The 15,892-nt window shown below is 56.5% G+C and carries 13 protein-coding genes; 6 read left to right on the plus strand and 7 right to left on the minus strand.

All coding sequences use genetic code 11. From position 1 onward, the window contains the following. Positions 1–40 precede the first annotated feature (40 nt). The 5 genes from feoC to greB form a co-directional block, all read right to left on the minus strand. On the minus strand, positions 41–277 hold the full coding sequence (gene feoC / locus RTU33_RS19730) for a [Fe-S]-dependent transcriptional repressor FeoC (RefSeq protein WP_312629637.1): 237 nt from the start codon (positions 275–277) through the stop codon (positions 41–43). 10 nt (positions 278–287) lie between these two features. After that, entirely contained in the window at positions 288–2,609 is a 2,322-nt protein-coding gene (feoB, locus tag RTU33_RS19735; RefSeq protein ID WP_312629638.1) for a Fe(2+) transporter permease subunit FeoB, read from the minus strand. A gap of 29 nt (positions 2,610–2,638) precedes the next feature. After that, positions 2,639–2,866, minus strand: coding sequence for a ferrous iron transporter A (feoA, locus tag RTU33_RS19740; protein ID WP_312629639.1), 228 nt, complete (start codon positions 2,864–2,866; stop codon positions 2,639–2,641). Positions 2,867–3,218: 352 nt separating this feature from the next. After that, positions 3,219–5,549 carry a Tex family protein gene (locus tag RTU33_RS19745; RefSeq protein WP_312629641.1) on the minus strand — a complete coding sequence of 777 codons (2,331 nt, stop codon included), beginning with the start codon at positions 5,547–5,549 and terminating at the stop codon, positions 3,219–3,221. Positions 5,550–5,649: 100 nt separating this feature from the next. Further along, positions 5,650–6,123 carry a transcription elongation factor GreB gene (gene greB, locus RTU33_RS19750; protein WP_097163422.1) on the minus strand — a complete coding sequence of 158 codons (474 nt, stop codon included), beginning with the start codon at positions 6,121–6,123 and terminating at the stop codon, positions 5,650–5,652. Between the two features lie 226 nt (positions 6,124–6,349). Between greB and ompR the strand changes: the two genes are divergently transcribed. Continuing rightward, a complete protein-coding gene (gene ompR, locus RTU33_RS19755) occupies positions 6,350–7,069 on the plus strand; it encodes a two-component system response regulator OmpR (RefSeq protein WP_001157751.1) in 720 nt (239 codons plus the stop codon). After that, positions 7,066–8,418: a two-component system sensor histidine kinase EnvZ gene (gene envZ, locus RTU33_RS19760; RefSeq protein WP_312629642.1), complete on the plus strand. Its 1,353-nt coding sequence runs from the start codon at positions 7,066–7,068 to the stop codon at positions 8,416–8,418. Before ompR ends, envZ begins: the two co-directional genes overlap by 4 nt. A 68-nt stretch (positions 8,419–8,486) precedes the next feature. Here envZ and RTU33_RS19765 read toward each other — a convergent pair whose 3' ends face one another. Beyond that, complete coding sequence (locus RTU33_RS19765; protein WP_312629644.1) at positions 8,487–9,968, minus strand: PLP-dependent aminotransferase family protein; 1,482 nt, start codon at positions 9,966–9,968, stop codon at positions 8,487–8,489. 114 nt (positions 9,969–10,082) lie between these two features. On the opposite strand from RTU33_RS19765, the gene RTU33_RS19770 reads away from it, so the two are divergent. Together RTU33_RS19770 and RTU33_RS19775 are read left to right on the plus strand one after the other, a co-directional pair. Continuing rightward, positions 10,083–11,348, plus strand: coding sequence for a 4-aminobutyrate--2-oxoglutarate transaminase (locus RTU33_RS19770; protein WP_312629645.1), 1,266 nt, complete (start codon positions 10,083–10,085; stop codon positions 11,346–11,348). A gap of 205 nt (positions 11,349–11,553) precedes the next feature. Continuing rightward, complete coding sequence (locus tag RTU33_RS19775) at positions 11,554–12,651, plus strand: branched-chain amino acid ABC transporter substrate-binding protein (RefSeq protein ID WP_312629646.1); 1,098 nt, start codon at positions 11,554–11,556, stop codon at positions 12,649–12,651. Positions 12,652–12,837: 186 nt separating this feature from the next. Here the strand turns inward: RTU33_RS19775 and panM are convergent, their stop codons facing one another. Then, positions 12,838–13,221 (minus strand): aspartate 1-decarboxylase autocleavage activator PanM, encoded by a 384-nt coding sequence (gene panM, locus RTU33_RS19780; protein ID WP_312629648.1) that lies wholly within the window; start codon positions 13,219–13,221, stop codon positions 12,838–12,840. 422 nt (positions 13,222–13,643) lie between these two features. Between panM and livK the strand changes: the two genes are divergently transcribed. After that, on the plus strand, positions 13,644–14,753 hold the full coding sequence (gene livK, locus RTU33_RS19785; RefSeq protein ID WP_312629655.1) for a high-affinity branched-chain amino acid ABC transporter substrate-binding protein LivK: 1,110 nt from the start codon (positions 13,644–13,646) through the stop codon (positions 14,751–14,753). Between the two features lie 184 nt (positions 14,754–14,937). Then, positions 14,938–15,864: a high-affinity branched-chain amino acid ABC transporter permease LivH gene (gene livH / locus RTU33_RS19790; RefSeq protein WP_312629650.1), complete on the plus strand. Its 927-nt coding sequence runs from the start codon at positions 14,938–14,940 to the stop codon at positions 15,862–15,864. Positions 15,865–15,892 lie beyond the last annotated feature (28 nt).

A 15,892-nucleotide genomic window follows, 5' to 3' on the forward strand; every position in this document is an offset into this window, starting at 1 on the left:
AGTAAAAAGCGGGCCTCTGGCCCGCTTCTTCATTTCTGACTTACTGCAACACCCACCATTCACGCAGGCAGGCTTTGCCTTCCGGGCAGCTTCTGCAACTGCCACTCAGACAATCATTCGGCTCTTCGGCCACACGTTTTGCTTTACCCATGGCTTCCATGCGCATCAGCATGGCGTCAATCATCGGCTGCGGCGTGTGCAGCACGCGACTCAGCTGTTGTGCCTCCATGCGGCCCTGTAAAGCCAATATATCCCGCAGTTCAATCATTGAGGCCATCGTATGCTCCTTAGTGGCAGTCGCCAGCCGGACTGCTGCAGCAGCTTTCGACGGTTTTACGCGTTGCCAGCAGATTCACATTCACGCGGCTGCGGGCGCGGCGCAGCATGCCAAGCACCACTACGTTAAACAAGACCACCGCCAGAATGCAGACCAGGCTATAGCGCGGATGCTGCTGGAAGCTCGATACCTGATAGAACAGCGTGGACAGCGAATAAGCGATATTCAGCCCCCACAGGATGGAGAAGCCCATCCAGCCGCGGCTCGATTCGCGGGCAATTGCGCCCATCACCGAGATGCACGGAATATAGAGCAGGACGAAAATCAGGTAGCTGTAAGCTGCCGCTGCGCTGCCGAATTTGCTGCTCATCACGCCCATTGCGCCCGTTGCCATTTCACCGTCGCCTTTACTGGCCTCAATCGGGTTGGCCAGTACGCTCAGGCTGAAGGTATCTTTCAGGCTCTGCCAGGTTTCCTGTGCGGCGCCGCCCAGTTCATCGAACAGGTTAAACTCCGCAGGGTTGAACTCTTCCTGCTGGATGTTTTCAGCGGTGTAGAGGGTGTTCAGCGTACCCACAACCACTTCTTTCGCCATCGCGCCGGTGAACAAGCCGACGGTGGCCTGCCAGTTATCTTCGTGAACGCCAATGGGTTTAAACAGCGGGGTAATCACCTGGCTGACGGAGGCCAGCGCTGAATCATTAATGTTATCCGCGGCTTTACCGCTCAGCGTGAAGCTGTTCAGTGCGCTAAGGAAAATACTGACGATAACGATGACTTTACCGGCGCGCAGGACGAAGCCTTTCAGGCGCTGCCAGGTCTGGATTATCAGGCTTTTCAGATGCGGAACGTGGTAAACCGGCAGCTCCATCACGAACGGCGACGCTTCGCCGCGCATGATGGTGTGCTTAAGCATCAGCCCGGTGAGGATAGCCATCACGATGCCGAGAACGTAAAGCGAGAACACGGCCAGCGCGCCTTCCTGCCCGAAGAACGCCGCCGCGAAGACCGCGAAAATCGCGAGGCGAGCGCCACAGGACATAAACGGCGCCATCATGATGGTCATAAGGCGTTCACGTGGTGCATCGAGCGTGCGTGCGCCCATTACCGACGGCACGTTACAGCCGAAGCCGACAATTAGCGGGACGAATGATTTGCCCGGCAGGCCAAGCGACTGCATCAGGCGATCCATAACGAAGGCCGCACGGGCCATGTAGCCGGAATCCTCAAGGAAGGAGAGGAACAGATACATCATCCCAATTTGTGGTACCAGCGGCAGCACGGTGTTGATGCCGCCGCCAAGCCCCTGGGCGAGGAAAATCGTCAGCCACTCCGGGAAGTGCAGCGTCGCACCGAGCCACTGAATGCCGTGGATGAAAATCGCCACCGAGCCGGCATCGAAAATCGGCTGAAGGGCACCGCCGATGTTGATCGCCAGCAGGAACATCAGGTACATGACGAACAGGAAAATCGGCAGGCCCAGGAAACGATTAAGAATGACTTTGTCGACGGCGGTGGTGAAACGGCTTGGTTCGGCGGTTAGCGTGTTGCTCACCACGTCGCACACCGCAGCGATGGACTGATAGCGGGCGTCTGCAATGTGCAATGCCGGGTCGTCCATTTCCGTATTCAGGCGCTGTATCGCTTCGGCAAGCTGCTGCTGCGCGGCGCCGCCGGCGTAGGCCAGGCTGTAGATATCGCCTTCCAGCATTTGCAGGCCCAGCCAGTGGCGCTGCCTGGACGGCATGGCCTGCGGCATCATTTCGGCCAGTTCAGCGGATTCACGCAGCAAAGGCTGCGCGTACTGAACCAGTTCTACATCGTCATTGCGCTGGTGGCGGTCAATCGCCATTTTCAGCGCCTCGATACCGCGTCCGCGCGTGGACACCAGCGGAATAACCGGGCAGCCCAGACGTTTTGCCAGCGCGTCCACTTCAATGCGGATTTGCTGCTTTTCAGCAATATCGAGCATGTTCAGCGCGACGACGCACGGAATGCCGAGCTCCAGCAGCTGCAGCGTCAGGTAGAGGTTACGCTCCAGGTTGGAGGCGTCGACCACGTTAATCAGCAGGTCGGCATCGCCACTCAGAATATAGTGGCAGGCAATCTGTTCATCGAGCGAAGTTTGTGAGGAAATTGTCGTGAGAGAATAAGTTCCCGGCAGGTCGACCAGCGTCACCTGATTATCGGTGGTGGTAAACTGGCCTTCTTTACGCTCGACCGTTACGCCTGCCCAGTTACCTACACGCTGGCGTGCGCCGGTCAGCTGATTAAATAAGGTGGTCTTCCCGGAATTCGGGTTGCCAATTAATCCGATGGTTAATTTCTTCATTTTTCAGGACTCTCGGTGTCTGGCAGGAATTAACGGGGCAGCGTTTCAATTTCAATTAACGCAAGGTCTTTCTTACGTAATACGAGGCTGACGCGACGCGTTTCAATATGAACCGGATCGCCGAGCGGGGCGACGCGTACGACATGAAAGGACGAACCCGGCAGCATGCCGAGCGAAAGGAGTTTCTGCCGATAGGCCGGGCTGATATCGCGCGAAAACCCGGTGATCTTCCACGTGCTGTCTGGAGTGAATTGCATAAAGCCTGCTTGTGTCGTTAACCGAAAAATTCATTCACGCGTGCGGGGGCAGCGCGTAAAACCAACGATGATGCGAACAGGAAAAGGATAAAATATCTACAGTGACGATGATAATGAGAATGGTTTCCACCTTCAATCAATAAAATGTCAACAGATGTTCAGGACGTGAATAATTCATCCGGTGTTGACATGGCTCAATATTTATTGCGGCGGAAAGTGTTTTGCAAAATGCAGAATTGTTACCAAAGTGAAAATAAATGCTTTGATAATTCACCAAAGGGTAAAAAATTAGGGTGTTCCTGAGTTGAAATAAAAAGGCCCTCTGAAATAAGAGGGCCAGATAATATCAGGCTTATTTTTTCTTCATTGCCGCCGCGAGAGCGTCCATCATCGCGCTGTTGCCGGCAGGCTGCGCGTCACGCCCGCGAGGCTTCGCAGCTTTCGCTGCCGGACGGCCGTTTTGTTCACGATTGCTGCCGCCATTACCGCGGCGAGCGTTGGTATCGCCCGGCTGCTCATCAAGACGCATGGTCAGCGCGATGCGCTTACGCTGCAGATCGACCTCCAGCACTTTGACCTTCACGATGTCGCCCGCTTTCACGATGGTGTGCGGGTCTTCAACGAATTTGTCGGCCAGTGACGAAATATGAACAAGGCCGTCCTGATGCACGCCGATGTCCACAAAGGCGCCAAAGTTAGTCACGTTGGTGACCGCACCTTCGAGCACCATGCCCGGCAGCAGATCGTTCATCGTTTCCACGCCGTCGGCAAACTTCGCCGTTTTGAACTCAGGACGCGGGTCACGGCCTGGCTTCTCCAGCTCTTTGATGATGTCGGTGACCGTCGGCAGGCCGAAACGCTCGTCGGTAAAATCGACGGCTTTCACGTTGCGCAGTTCGCTGCTGTTACCCATCAGATCCTTCAGCGCCTGATGCGTGGCGGCGAGAATGCGTTCCACCACCGGATAGGCTTCCGGGTGAACGGTTGAGGCATCGAGCGGGTTGTCGCCGTGGTTGATGCGCAGGAAGCCCGCGCACTGCTCAAAGGCTTTCGGCCCGAGGCGGCTCACCTTCAGCAGCTGCTGGCGGTTCTGGAACTGACCGTTTTCATCACGCCAGGCCACGATGTTCTGCGCCATCATGCGCGTCAGGCCCGCCACGCGGGTCAGCAGCGGCACGGAAGCGGTGTTCAGATCCACGCCAACGGCGTTCACGCAGTCTTCTACTACCGCATCCAGCTTGCGCGCCAGCTGTGACTGGCTGACGTCGTGCTGATACTGGCCCACGCCGATGGATTTCGGATCGATCTTAACGAGTTCGGCCAACGGATCCTGCAAGCGACGGGCAATGGACACTGCACCACGAATGGAGACGTCCAGGTCCGGGAACTCCAGTGCTGCCAGTTCAGAAGCGGAGTAAACCGAAGCGCCCGCTTCGCTAACGATCACTTTCTGCGCGGTCACTTTCGGGAACTGCTTCTGCACGTCGAGGTAGAAACGCTCAGTTTCACGTGACGCGGTGCCGTTACCAATTGCCACCAGTTCGACGTTATGTTTTTCACATAGCGCTGCCACAGCAACCGCGGCTTTTGCGGCCTGGCCGGTGTGCGGGTAAATGGTGTCGGTGGCAACCAGCTTGCCGGTGCCGTCTACAACGGCGACTTTCACGCCGGTACGCAGGCCAGGATCGAGGCCCATGGTGGCGCGAAGGCCAGCAGGTGCCGCCATCAGCAGGTCGTGCAGGTTACGGGCAAAAACGTTAATCGCTTCATCTTCTGCGCGTTCGCGCACGGTGCCCATCAGTTCGGTTTCAAGGTGCATCAGCACTTTGATACGCCATGTCCAGCTCACCACGCCTTTGCGCCAGCTGTCCGCCGGGGCATTGTTCAGGCGCAGGCCGAGATGGTCAGCAATAATTTGTTCGCAGTGGCTCTCTTTTGGTGGTTCATCGAACTGCGGATCGGCATTCAGCGCCAGTTGCAGGATGCCTTCGTTGCGGCCACGGAACATTGCCAGCGCGCGGTGGGAAGGGGCGGTGGCAATCGGCTCGTGGTGGTCAAAGTAGTCGCGGAATTTCGCACCTTCCTCCTCTTTGCCGCTGACCACGGTCGCGACGAGATGGGCGTTCTTCCACAGGTAATCACGCACTTTTGCCAGCAGCTGTGCGTCTTCCGCGAAGCGTTCCATCAGGATGTAGCGCGCGCCGTCGAGGGCGGCTTTGGTATCGGCAACGCCGTTGTCGGCATTGATAAACTTCGCGGCTTCGTCTTCCGGCGAATGCGACGGCTCGTTCCACAGCAGATCGGCCAGCGGCTCCAGGCCTGCTTCAATCGCAATTTGCCCGCGGGTGCGGCGTTTAGGTTTGTAGGGCAGATAAAGGTCTTCGAGCTCGGTTTTGCTGAGCGTGCCGTTGATGGCTTTAGCCAGGTCGTCGGTCAGTTTGCCCTGCTCATCAATCGACTTCAGAATCGACTGGCGACGCTCTTCCAGCTCGCGCAGGTAGCCCAGACGGGTTTCCAGGTTACGCAGCTGCGTGTCATCAAGACCGCCGGTGACTTCCTTACGATAGCGTGCAATAAATGGCACGGTGTTCCCTTCATCAAGCAGGCGAACGGCAGCTTCTACCTGTTCGTTTCTGGCCTGAAGTTCACCCGCAATAATGCGGCAGAGCGAATCTTTCATCATGGCAATATTCATCTGGTGGAGTAAAAAACAGGGGATAGTTATACGGATTGAGGGGCGAAAATGCCATCCCTCAACCCGTAATCAGAGTGTTCCGGGCGAGTTATTTGACGTACTCGATCTCGTTGACGTACCAGGTTGCTTCCCCGCCGGGCGTCTGTACCAGCGCCAGGTCGCCGACCTCTTTTTTCAGCAGCGCGCGGGCCATCGGCGAGTCGATAGAGATGTAATCTTTGCGGCCAAAGATCTCGTCATAGCCAACGATGCGAAAGCGCTTGGTATCGCCGTCGTCGTTTTCAATTTCGACCCAGGCACCAAAGAACACCTTGCCTTCCTGCTGCGGCGAATAATCGACAATTTTCAAATTTTCCAGGCACTTGGTCAGGTAACGAACCCGACGGTCGATCTCGCGCAGGCGTTTTTTGTTGTACTGATAATCAGCATTTTCGCTGCGATCGCCGAGGCTTGCCGCCCAGGTGACTTTTTTGGTGACTTCAGGACGTTCTTCGCGCCAGAGATAATCCAGCTCTTTCTTTAACTTCTCGTACCCTTCACGGGTGATTAGCGGCGTTTTCATTGTGATGCTACCTTGTGACTACCTGAGCTTGCGCACATTTTGCCTCACAGAACATCACAGGGGGTTAAAAAAGCGTATTCTGTGATGAAATGTACAGATAAGCTGCTGTTAAATATGCTTTGTAACAATTTCGGCTAGAATTTATACCAGATTTCACTGGAGCCTGGCCCGGGCTTTTTTGAGAATACGCACTCATATTGTTACGAACCTTCTGGGAGTAAAAACAATGCAAGAGAATTATAAGATTCTTGTTGTGGATGACGACATGCGCCTGCGTGCGCTGCTCGAGCGTTATCTGACCGAGCAAGGCTTCCAGGTTCGCAGCGTCGCTAACGCCGAACAAATGGACCGCCTGCTGACCCGTGAATCCTTCCACCTGATGGTGCTGGATCTCATGCTGCCTGGCGAAGATGGTCTTTCGATCTGCCGCCGCCTTCGCAGCCAGAGCAACCCAATGCCGATCATCATGGTAACGGCGAAGGGTGAAGAAGTTGATCGTATCGTGGGCCTGGAGATCGGCGCCGACGACTACATTCCAAAACCTTTCAACCCGCGTGAGCTGCTGGCTCGTATCCGCGCCGTGCTGCGTCGTCAGGCGAATGAACTGCCGGGCGCGCCTTCTCAGGAAGAAGCGGTGATCGCTTTCGGTAAGTTTAAGCTGAACCTCGGCACCCGTGAAATGTTCCGCGAAGATGAGCCAATGCCGCTCACCAGCGGTGAATTCGCCGTGCTGAAAGCGCTGGTCAGCCATCCGCGTGAGCCGCTCTCTCGCGATAAGCTGATGAATCTGGCGCGTGGTCGTGAGTATTCCGCAATGGAACGTTCCATCGACGTGCAGATTTCCCGCCTGCGTCGCATGGTGGAAGAAGATCCGGCGCACCCTCGCTACATTCAGACCGTGTGGGGTCTGGGCTACGTCTTCGTGCCGGACGGCTCTAAAGCATGAGGCGAATGCGCTTCTCGCCCCGAAGTTCGTTTGCCCGCACGCTGCTCTTAATCGTCACCTTGCTGTTCGTCAGCCTGGTGACGACGTATCTTGTGGTGCTGAACTTTGCGATTTTGCCGAGCCTCCAGCAGTTTAATAAGGTACTGGCGTACGAAGTCCGTATGCTGATGACCGATAAACTGCAGCTTGAAGACGGCACTCAGCTGGTGGTGCCACCGGCATTTCGGCGTGAGATTTACCGCGAGCTTGGCATTTCGCTTTATTCCGATGAAGCGGCAGAAGATGCCGGGCTGCGCTGGGCGCAGCATTACGAATTCTTAAGCCAGCAGATGGCGCAGCAGCTGGGTGGCCCAACGGAAGTGCGCGTTGAGGTCAACAAAAGCTCGCCGGTCGTCTGGCTGAAAACCTGGCTGTCACCCAATATCTGGGTGCGCGTGCCGCTGACTGAAATCCATCAGGGCGACTTCTCGCCGCTGTTCCGCTACACCCTGGCGATTATGCTGCTGGCTATCGGGGGGGCGTGGCTGTTTATTCGTATTCAGAACCGACCCCTTGTCGACCTCGAACATGCCGCTTTACAGGTGGGCAAAGGGATTATTCCGCCGCCGCTGCGCGAATACGGCGCGTCGGAAGTGCGTTCAGTGACCAGGGCCTTCAACCATATGGCGGCGGGCGTGAAGCAGCTTGCCGATGACCGCACGCTGCTGATGGCGGGGGTGAGCCACGATCTGCGTACGCCGCTGACGCGTATTCGCCTCGCTACCGAGATGATGGGCGAGGAAGATGGTTATCTCGCCGAGTCCATCAACAAGGATATCGAAGAGTGCAACGCCATCATCGAGCAGTTTATCGACTACCTGCGCACCGGGCAGGAGATGCCGATGGAGCTGGCCGACCTGAACGCGGTGCTCGGCGAAGTGGTGGCGGCGGAAAGCGGCTACGAGCGTGAAATTGAAACCGATATGCAGCCCGGTGAAATTCCTGTGCGGATGCACCCGCTTTCGATTAAACGTGCGCTTGCCAACATGGTGGTCAACGCCGCCCGCTACGGCAACGGCTGGATCAAGGTCAGCAGCGGCAGCGAACAAAACCGCGTGTGGTTCCAGGTGGAGGATGACGGCCCTGGCATCAAGCCGGAGCAGCGCAAGCACCTGTTCCAGCCGTTTGTGCGCGGCGACAGCGCGCGCAGCACCAGCGGCACCGGGCTGGGGCTGGCCATCGTGCAGCGTATTATCGACAACCATAACGGCCTGCTGGAGATTGATACCAGCAAGCGCGGCGGGTTGTTGATTCGCGCATGGCTGCCTGTACCGGTGATGCGGACGTCCGGTAGCACTAAAGAGAGTTAACGCCCTGCCGAACTGTAAGTCGGGTAAGGTATCGCCGCCGCCCGACACGTAAAGGAAAGCCCGACCATTTATTCCGTCGGGCTTTCGTCTTTTATACATGCCATCAGCACTTTGAATGCGCCTTCCATCTCCTCTTCACGCATTGCGGCAAAGCCCATTAACAGCCCGCGCTGGGTGGCTGCGTTCAGGTAATAGCGTGACAAAGGCCTTACCAGCACGCCTTTTTCATTTGCCTTTTTTGCCAGCGCCACGTCGTCACAGTCAACGGCGAGCTTCAGCACCAGATGTAGCCCGGCGTTATCATTAAATTCGCTGAGCGCTTCCTTGCCGAGATAATCCGTGATGAGCCCCGCCAGCCGCTGACGCCGCCGGGCGTAGAGCAACCGCATGCGGCGGATGTGCGCGGTGTAATGCCCTTCGCGGATAAACAGCGCCAGCGCCTCCTGATCGAGCAACCTCCCGCTGCGATAGAGCTCGGCATGGGCGGTGCGCAATGCCTGCGCCAGCGGACGCGGGAGAACGACGTATCCCAGGCGCATGCCTGGCCACATGGTTTTGCTGAAGGTGCCGATGTAAATCACCGGCGCATCTTCCACCAGCCCCTGCAACGCCGGAATCGGCTGGCCGGAGAAGCGAAACTCACTGTCGTAATCGTCTTCCACAATCCAGCTGCCTGTCTGGCGGGCGAGGGCCAGCAGGCGCTGGCGACGCTCGAGGCTCATCACGCAGCCGAGCGGGTACTGGTGCGACGGCGTGACGAACATCAGGCGCGGCGGGTTGTCGCCGGGCTCGGGCGGATTCATACCGCTGAGATCGACATCGATCGCCCGCAAATTCACGCCGTTCATCTGCAATACGTTGCGAATTCCCCAGTAGGCGGGTTCCTCAATCCAGGCGCTGTCGCCGGGGTTGCACAGCATCCGCGACACCAGATCGATAGCCTGATGGATCCCTTCGGTGATGAGGATTTGATCCGGGCTGCATCGCACCGAGCGGGCCACGCGAAGGTACTCCATCAGCGCCTGTTGCAGCGCCAGGCTGCCGCCGGAAGGGCTATAGGAGAGCTGCATCGCCTGAGGTTTACGGCTGACGCGGGTGTGGATTTTGCGCAGCAGCGCGTGGGGAAACTCGTTGACGTCCGGCACGCCCGGTAAAAATGCGCCCCACTGGCGAGGGCTGGCGCTGCTGTGCGCCAGAAGCGCCTGACCCCGTTCAGAGAAGCTGGCGCTGGCCGGGGCGCTGCGGTGCTCTTCATGCATGCCGGTGGCGAAAAGCAGGGCATCCGGCACGGTTTTCGCCACAAAGGTGCCGCTGCCGGAGCGTGAAACAATGTAGCCTTCCGCCAGCAGCTGCTCATACACCGTCAGCACCGTGTTGCGAGACATCCGCAGCTGGCTGGCGAGATCGCGCGATGGCGGCAGTCGACTTTGCGGCGGCAGGCTGCCGTCCAGGATTGACAGGCGCACGGCGTTATACAACTTCTTGTGCAATTTATCGTCGGGTTGTTCATCCAGACGCAACTGCAGGAGATCGCACACTAAAGAGCGCAATTGGATCCCTCAATTATTCAAAACTGGTACTCGATTATAGGACCGCTCAGGCAGTAAAACTATTGCATGTTTCAAAGTTGTTAACACAAACGAATCTGTGATGGGGTAAGGTCGATGAAAAACAATGAACTGAATCAGCGCCGTTTACAGGCGACACCGCGTGGTATTGGCGTCATGTGTGGCTTCTATGCCGAGAAAGCGGAAAACGCCACGCTGTGGGATGTGGAAGGCAACGAAGTGATTGATTTCGCGGCCGGGATCGCGGTGCTGAACACCGGTCATCGCCATCCAAAAATCGTCTCCGCGATTGAAAAGCAGCTGCGGGCGTTTACCCACACGGCCTACCAGATTGTCCCTTACGAAAGCTACGTCTCGCTGGCCGAGCGCATTAACGATCGTGTGCCAGTGAACGGCCCGGCGAAAACAGCATTCTTCTCAACGGGTGCGGAAGCCGTTGAAAACGCGGTGAAGATTGCCCGCGCATACACCAAACGCCCGGGGCTCATCACCTTCGGCGGCGGCTTCCACGGTCGTACCTTTATGACGATGGCGCTGACCGGCAAAGTGGCGCCGTACAAAATCGGCTTTGGTCCTTTCCCGGGTTCTGTGTATCACGGCCAGTATCCGAATGCGGCCCATGGCGTGACCACGGAAGACGCGCTGAAAAGCCTGGATCGTATCTTTAAAGCGGACATCGCACCGGATCAGGTTGCGGCCATTATTCTCGAGCCCGTACAGGGTGAAGGCGGCTTCAACGTCGCACCTGCCGATTTCATGCAGGGCCTGCGTAAGCTGTGCGATACCCACGGCATTCTGCTGATTGCTGACGAAGTGCAGACCGGTTTTGCCCGTACCGGCAAGCTGTTTGCGATGGAGCATTACGATGTGAAGCCAGACCTGATGACCATGGCGAAAAGCCTGGCGGGCGGAATGCCGCTTTCTGCCGTCGCGGGCCGTGCGGAAGTGATGGATGCGCCAGCCCCGGGTGGCCTGGGTGGCACCTACGCGGGGAACCCGCTGGCGGTCGCTTCTGCGCACGCGGTGCTCGACATCATTGACGAAGAAAAACTCTGTTCCCGCGCATCCGAACTGGGTCACCACCTGGTGGAAGTGCTGAACAACGCTAAAGCTGATTGCCCTTATATCGTTGACGTACGCGCTCAGGGCTCGATGGTGGCGGTGGAGTTTAACGATCCGCAGACCGGCGCGCCGTCGCCGGAGTTTACCAAACAGGTGCAGGAGAAAGCCCTGAAAGAAGGCCTGCTGCTGCTGAGCTGTGGCGTCTACGGCAACGTTATCCGCTTCCTTTACCCTCTGACCATCCCTGAAGCCCAGTTCCGTAAGGCGCTGGAGATTATTCGACACTCCCTCAGCCGCTAATGGCTCGGCGCTCTTCGGAGCGCCTTTTTTTTGTCACGAATCTGTTACATAGCCCTCAAATTTCTGGTTCCAAAAGCAAAAAAATCGGGTATGTTTTTAGCAGAGTATGCTGCCATGGCGCGCACAGCAGACCGAAAACTGACATAAAGCGCTATATAACAACATCACAACAAAAGCACTCACCATAACAATGGGGAATCTCAGGATGAAAATGAAGGGTAAAGCATTACTGGCAGGATGTATTGCGCTGGCGTTCAGCTCAATGGCACAGGCCGACATTAAAGTGGCCGTTGTCGGCGCAATGTCCGGTCCGGTAGCGCAGTATGGCGATCAGGAATTCACCGGGGCTGAACAGGCCGTCGCCGATATTAATGCTAAGGGTGGCATCAAAGGCGAAAAAATCCAGATCGTAAAATATGACGATGCCTGCGACCCGAAACAGGCGGTAGCGGTAGCGAACAAAGTGGTTAACGACGGTATCAAATACGTGATCGGCCACCTGTGCTCCTCCTCCACCCAGCCTGCGTCTGACATCTACGAAGACGAAGGCATTCTGATGATCACCCCGGCGGCGACGGCGCCAGAGCTGACCGCCCGCGGCTACAACCTGATCCTGCGCACCACCGGTCTGGACTCCGACCAGGGCCCAACCGCCGCGAAATACATTCTGAATACCGTGAAGCCGAAGCGCATCGCGATTATTCATGACAAACAGCAGTACGGCGAAGGCCTGGCCCGCTCCGTTCAGGATGCGCTGAAGGGCAAAGCCAACGTGGTGTTCTTTGACGGTATCACCGCGGGTGAGAAAGATTTCTCCACGCTGGTGGCGCGCCTGAAAAAAGAGAACATCGATTTCGTTTACTACGGTGGTTATCACCCGGAAATGGGTCAGATCCTGCGCCAGTCTCGTGCAGCAGGCCTGAAAACCCAGTTCATGGGCCCGGAAGGCGTGGCGAACGTATCGTTGTCTAACATCGCGGGTGATTCTGCCGAAGGTCTGCTGGTGACCAAGCCGAAGAACTACGATCAGGTTCCGGCGAACAAACCTGTTGTGGATGCGATTAAGGCGAAGAAACAGGATCCAAGCGGTGCGTTCGTATGGACCACCTATGCGGCGCTGCAGTCACTGTCTGCCGGTCTGAACCAGAGCGACGATCCGGCGAAAATCGCCGAGTGGCTGAAGGCGAATAAAGTCGACACCGTCATGGGGCCGCTGACCTGGGATAAGAAAGGCGACCTGAAGGGCTTTGAGTTCGGCGTGTTTACCTGGCATGCCAACGGCACCGCGACCGACGCGAAATAAACAGCAAACGGCAACCTCTGGTTGCCGTTTTAGTGTTTGCACCCTCTCCCTGTGGGAGAGGGCCGGGGTGAGGGCATCAGACAACTCAGAACCCCTCTCCCGCAGGGAGAGGGAACCGGGCGGAGCTGATTAGGTATTCCCCCTGGACATGTAGGCCGGATAAGCGTCAGCGCCATCCGGCATTTTTTACCGCTTTTCCCATCCATTTCCCCGGGCCGTAAAGCCGATCGCCTGCATAAAAGCCGCCATCGCGTTGCGGTCTTCAACGCCGACGTCCGCCATCCACCAGCTGCTGATGTCAGGGTTTGTCCGGAGCACTTCTTCTATCAGATACTGCCCAACGCCACGGCGGCGCGTAATATCCCGAATGCGCAGGGAATCCAGTGCGCCCTGATTTTCTTTCATCGTGACGCGTACCGCGCCCAGCAGCCTTTCGTTAAAGCGTGCGGCGTAGATCCGGTGTTCCTCATCCATCTGCAAAGACGCGGCGGTGTACTCCGGCCAGATCTTACCCAGATCGATAATGTCCTGTTCGCTGAGTGCCGTCAGTCTGATGATCGTCAGTTTCATGTGAAGCCATCCTTAAAAATATTTTGCCCTGAGTTTATCGAATTTCTCGATCAACCGATTTCTATTTTCATGCTGAATGACAGGGGATTCGTTTTCATCGCCAAACGGTAGCAGAGCAATGCATCAGGGATCGAAAAACAGGCAGGATTTTACCCTGAAAGGTAGTGATTTATTCGGCTCTTTGTACCCTTATTTTATGCTAAAAACCGCGCTTATTTTTGTTTATCTCCGACAAAATACAGAATATTATCTTTGCTTAATCGACTGAAAAATAGAGATTTTAGTCAGATTGATGGCAAAAAGCATCGCTAAACCATTAAAGAGACTGGCAAAAATAGCGAAGTGCGATAAAAGTACAGAATGCTTTTTAACCAGAAAAATACAAAATTTATACAAATTACATCACGAGTGGGGACTGAATGATGAAACGGAATGCAAAAACATTGATTGCGGGAATGGTTGCGTTGGCAATGACGCAGTCTGCTTTCGCAAAAGACATTAAGGTTGCGGTGATTGGCGCGATGTCCGGCCCGGTCGCACAGTGGGGCGACATGGAATTCAACGGCGCGCGCCAGGCGATCAAGGACATCAACGCCAAAGGTGGGATCAAAGGCGACAAGCTGGTTGCCGTGGAATATGACGACGCCTGCGATCCAAAACAGGCCGTGGCGGTTGCCAACAAAGTGGTTAATAACGGCATTAAATACGTGATCGGCCACCTCTGCTCTTCCTCAACGCAGCCTGCTTCTGACATCTACGAAGATGAAGGCATTCTGATGATCACGCCGGGCGCAACCAACCCAGAGCTGACCCAGCGCGGCTACCAGTACATCATGCGTACCGCGGGCCTCGACTCCTCCCAGGGGCCGACTGCTGCGAAATACATCCTCGATAAAGTGAAGCCACAGCGCATCGCTATCATCCATGACAAACAGCAGTACGGCGAAGGCCTGGCGCGCTCCGTTCAGGACAACCTGAAGAAAGCAGGCGCCAACGTGGTGTTCTTCGACGGCATTACCGCCGGGGAGAAAGACTTCTCCGCGCTGGTGGCGCGTCTGCAAAAAGAAAATATCGACTTCGTTTACTACGGCGGCTACTACCCGGAAATGGGGCAGATCCTGCGTCAGGCTCGTTCCGTTGGCCTGAAAACCCAGTTTATGGGTCCGGAAGGCGTGGGTAATGCGTCACTCTCCAACATCGCGGGCGCAGCGGGTGAAGGCATGCTGGTGACAATGCCGAAACGCTATGACCAGGATCCGGCAAACAAAGGCATCGTCGATGCGCTGAAAGCCGAGAAGAAAGATCCGAGCGGCCCGTACGTGTGGATCACCTATGCCGCCGTGCAGTCTCTGGCGACCGCTATGGACCGCACCGGCAGCCAGGATCCACTGGCGCTGATCAAAGATTTGAAAGAACACGGAGCAAAAACCGTGATTGGGCCGCTGAACTGGGATGAGAAAGGCGATCTGAAGGGATTTGAGTTTGGTGTCTTCCAGTGGCACGCGGACGGTTCGTCCACCGTGGCTAAATAAGAAGAAGACGAGTTTAGCCTAAATAATTCGAGTCGCAGAAAGGCGGCAAGAGAGTGAGTCCTCAGGAGCTTACCACAGTAAGTGACTGGGGTGAGCTCACGCAGCCAACGCATCTGTGGCTTGAAGAATAACGGCTAATCCCTCCGCCCGATTACCTGCCGGGTGGATATGAAAAGGTTACCTTATGTCAGAGCAGTTTCTTTATTTTCTCCAGCAGATGTTCAACGGCGTCACGCTGGGCAGCACCTACGCGCTGATTGCCATTGGCTACACCATGGTTTACGGCATTATCGGGATGATCAACTTCGCCCATGGCGAGGTGTATATGATTGGCAGCTACGTGTCGTTCATGATCATCGCCGCCTTAATGATGATGGGCATCGACACCAGCTGGCTGCTGGTCGGCGCCGGGTTCGTGGGCGCGATTGTCATCGCCAGCGCCTACGGCTGGAGCATCGAACGGGTAGCCTATCGCCCGGTGCGCAGCTCCAAGCGCCTGATTGCTCTGATCTCCGCCATCGGGATGTCCATCTTCCTGCAAAACTACGTCAGCCTGACGGAAGGTTCGCGCGACATCGCACTGCCGAGCCTCTTCAACGGCCAGTGGATTGTGGGCGCGAGCGATAACTTCTCGGCTTCTATTACCACCATGCAGCTGGTTATCTGGATTGTCACCTTCGTGGCGATGCTGGCGCTGACGCTGTTTATCCGCTACTCCCGCATGGGCCGCGCGTGCCGCGCCTGTGCTGAAGATCTGAAAATGGCGAGCCTGCTCGGCATCAACACCGACCGCGTTATCGCCCTGACGTTTGTTATCGGTGCGGCAATGGCGGCGGTCGCGGGCGTGCTGCTCGGTCAGTTCTATGGCGTGATTAATCCGTACATCGGCTTTATGGCCGGGATGAAAGCCTTCACCGCCGCGGTTCTTGGCGGTATCGGCAGCATTCCTGGTGCGATGATTGGCGGCCTGATTCTGGGCGTCGCCGAAGCGCTGTCCTCCGCTTACCTGAGTACCGAATACAAAGACGTGGTGTCGTTCGCGCTGCTGATCGTGGTGCTGCTGGTGATGCCGACCGGGATCCTGGGTCGTCCGGAGGTAGAGAAAGTATGAAACCGATGCATTTTGCGATGGCGCTGCT

This window comes from Scandinavium sp., from assembly GCF_032012665.1.
In the GTDB taxonomy this organism is placed as follows: Bacteria; Pseudomonadota; Gammaproteobacteria; order Enterobacterales; family Enterobacteriaceae; genus Scandinavium.

Coding starts and splice junctions, on each gene's coding strand:
- livK (WP_312629655.1), top strand. CDS start 13,644: ATGAAACGGAATGCAAAAACATTGATTGCGGGAATGGTTGCGTTGGCA.
- greB (WP_097163422.1), bottom strand. CDS start 6,123: ATGAAAACGCCGCTAATCACCCGTGAAGGGTACGAGAAGTTAAAGAAA.
- RTU33_RS19745 (WP_312629641.1), bottom strand. CDS start 5,549: ATGATGAAAGATTCGCTCTGCCGCATTATTGCGGGTGAACTTCAGGCC.
- RTU33_RS19770 (WP_312629645.1), top strand. CDS start 10,083: ATGAAAAACAATGAACTGAATCAGCGCCGTTTACAGGCGACACCGCGT.
- ompR (WP_001157751.1), top strand. CDS start 6,350: ATGCAAGAGAATTATAAGATTCTTGTTGTGGATGACGACATGCGCCTG.
- panM (WP_312629648.1), bottom strand. CDS start 13,221: ATGAAACTGACGATCATCAGACTGACGGCACTCAGCGAACAGGACATT.
- RTU33_RS19775 (WP_312629646.1), top strand. CDS start 11,554: ATGAAAATGAAGGGTAAAGCATTACTGGCAGGATGTATTGCGCTGGCG.
- feoC (WP_312629637.1), bottom strand. CDS start 277: ATGGCCTCAATGATTGAACTGCGGGATATATTGGCTTTACAGGGCCGC.
- envZ (WP_312629642.1), top strand. CDS start 7,066: ATGAGGCGAATGCGCTTCTCGCCCCGAAGTTCGTTTGCCCGCACGCTG.
- feoA (WP_312629639.1), bottom strand. CDS start 2,866: ATGCAATTCACTCCAGACAGCACGTGGAAGATCACCGGGTTTTCGCGC.
- livH (WP_312629650.1), top strand. CDS start 14,938: ATGTCAGAGCAGTTTCTTTATTTTCTCCAGCAGATGTTCAACGGCGTC.
- feoB (WP_312629638.1), bottom strand. CDS start 2,609: ATGAAGAAATTAACCATCGGATTAATTGGCAACCCGAATTCCGGGAAG.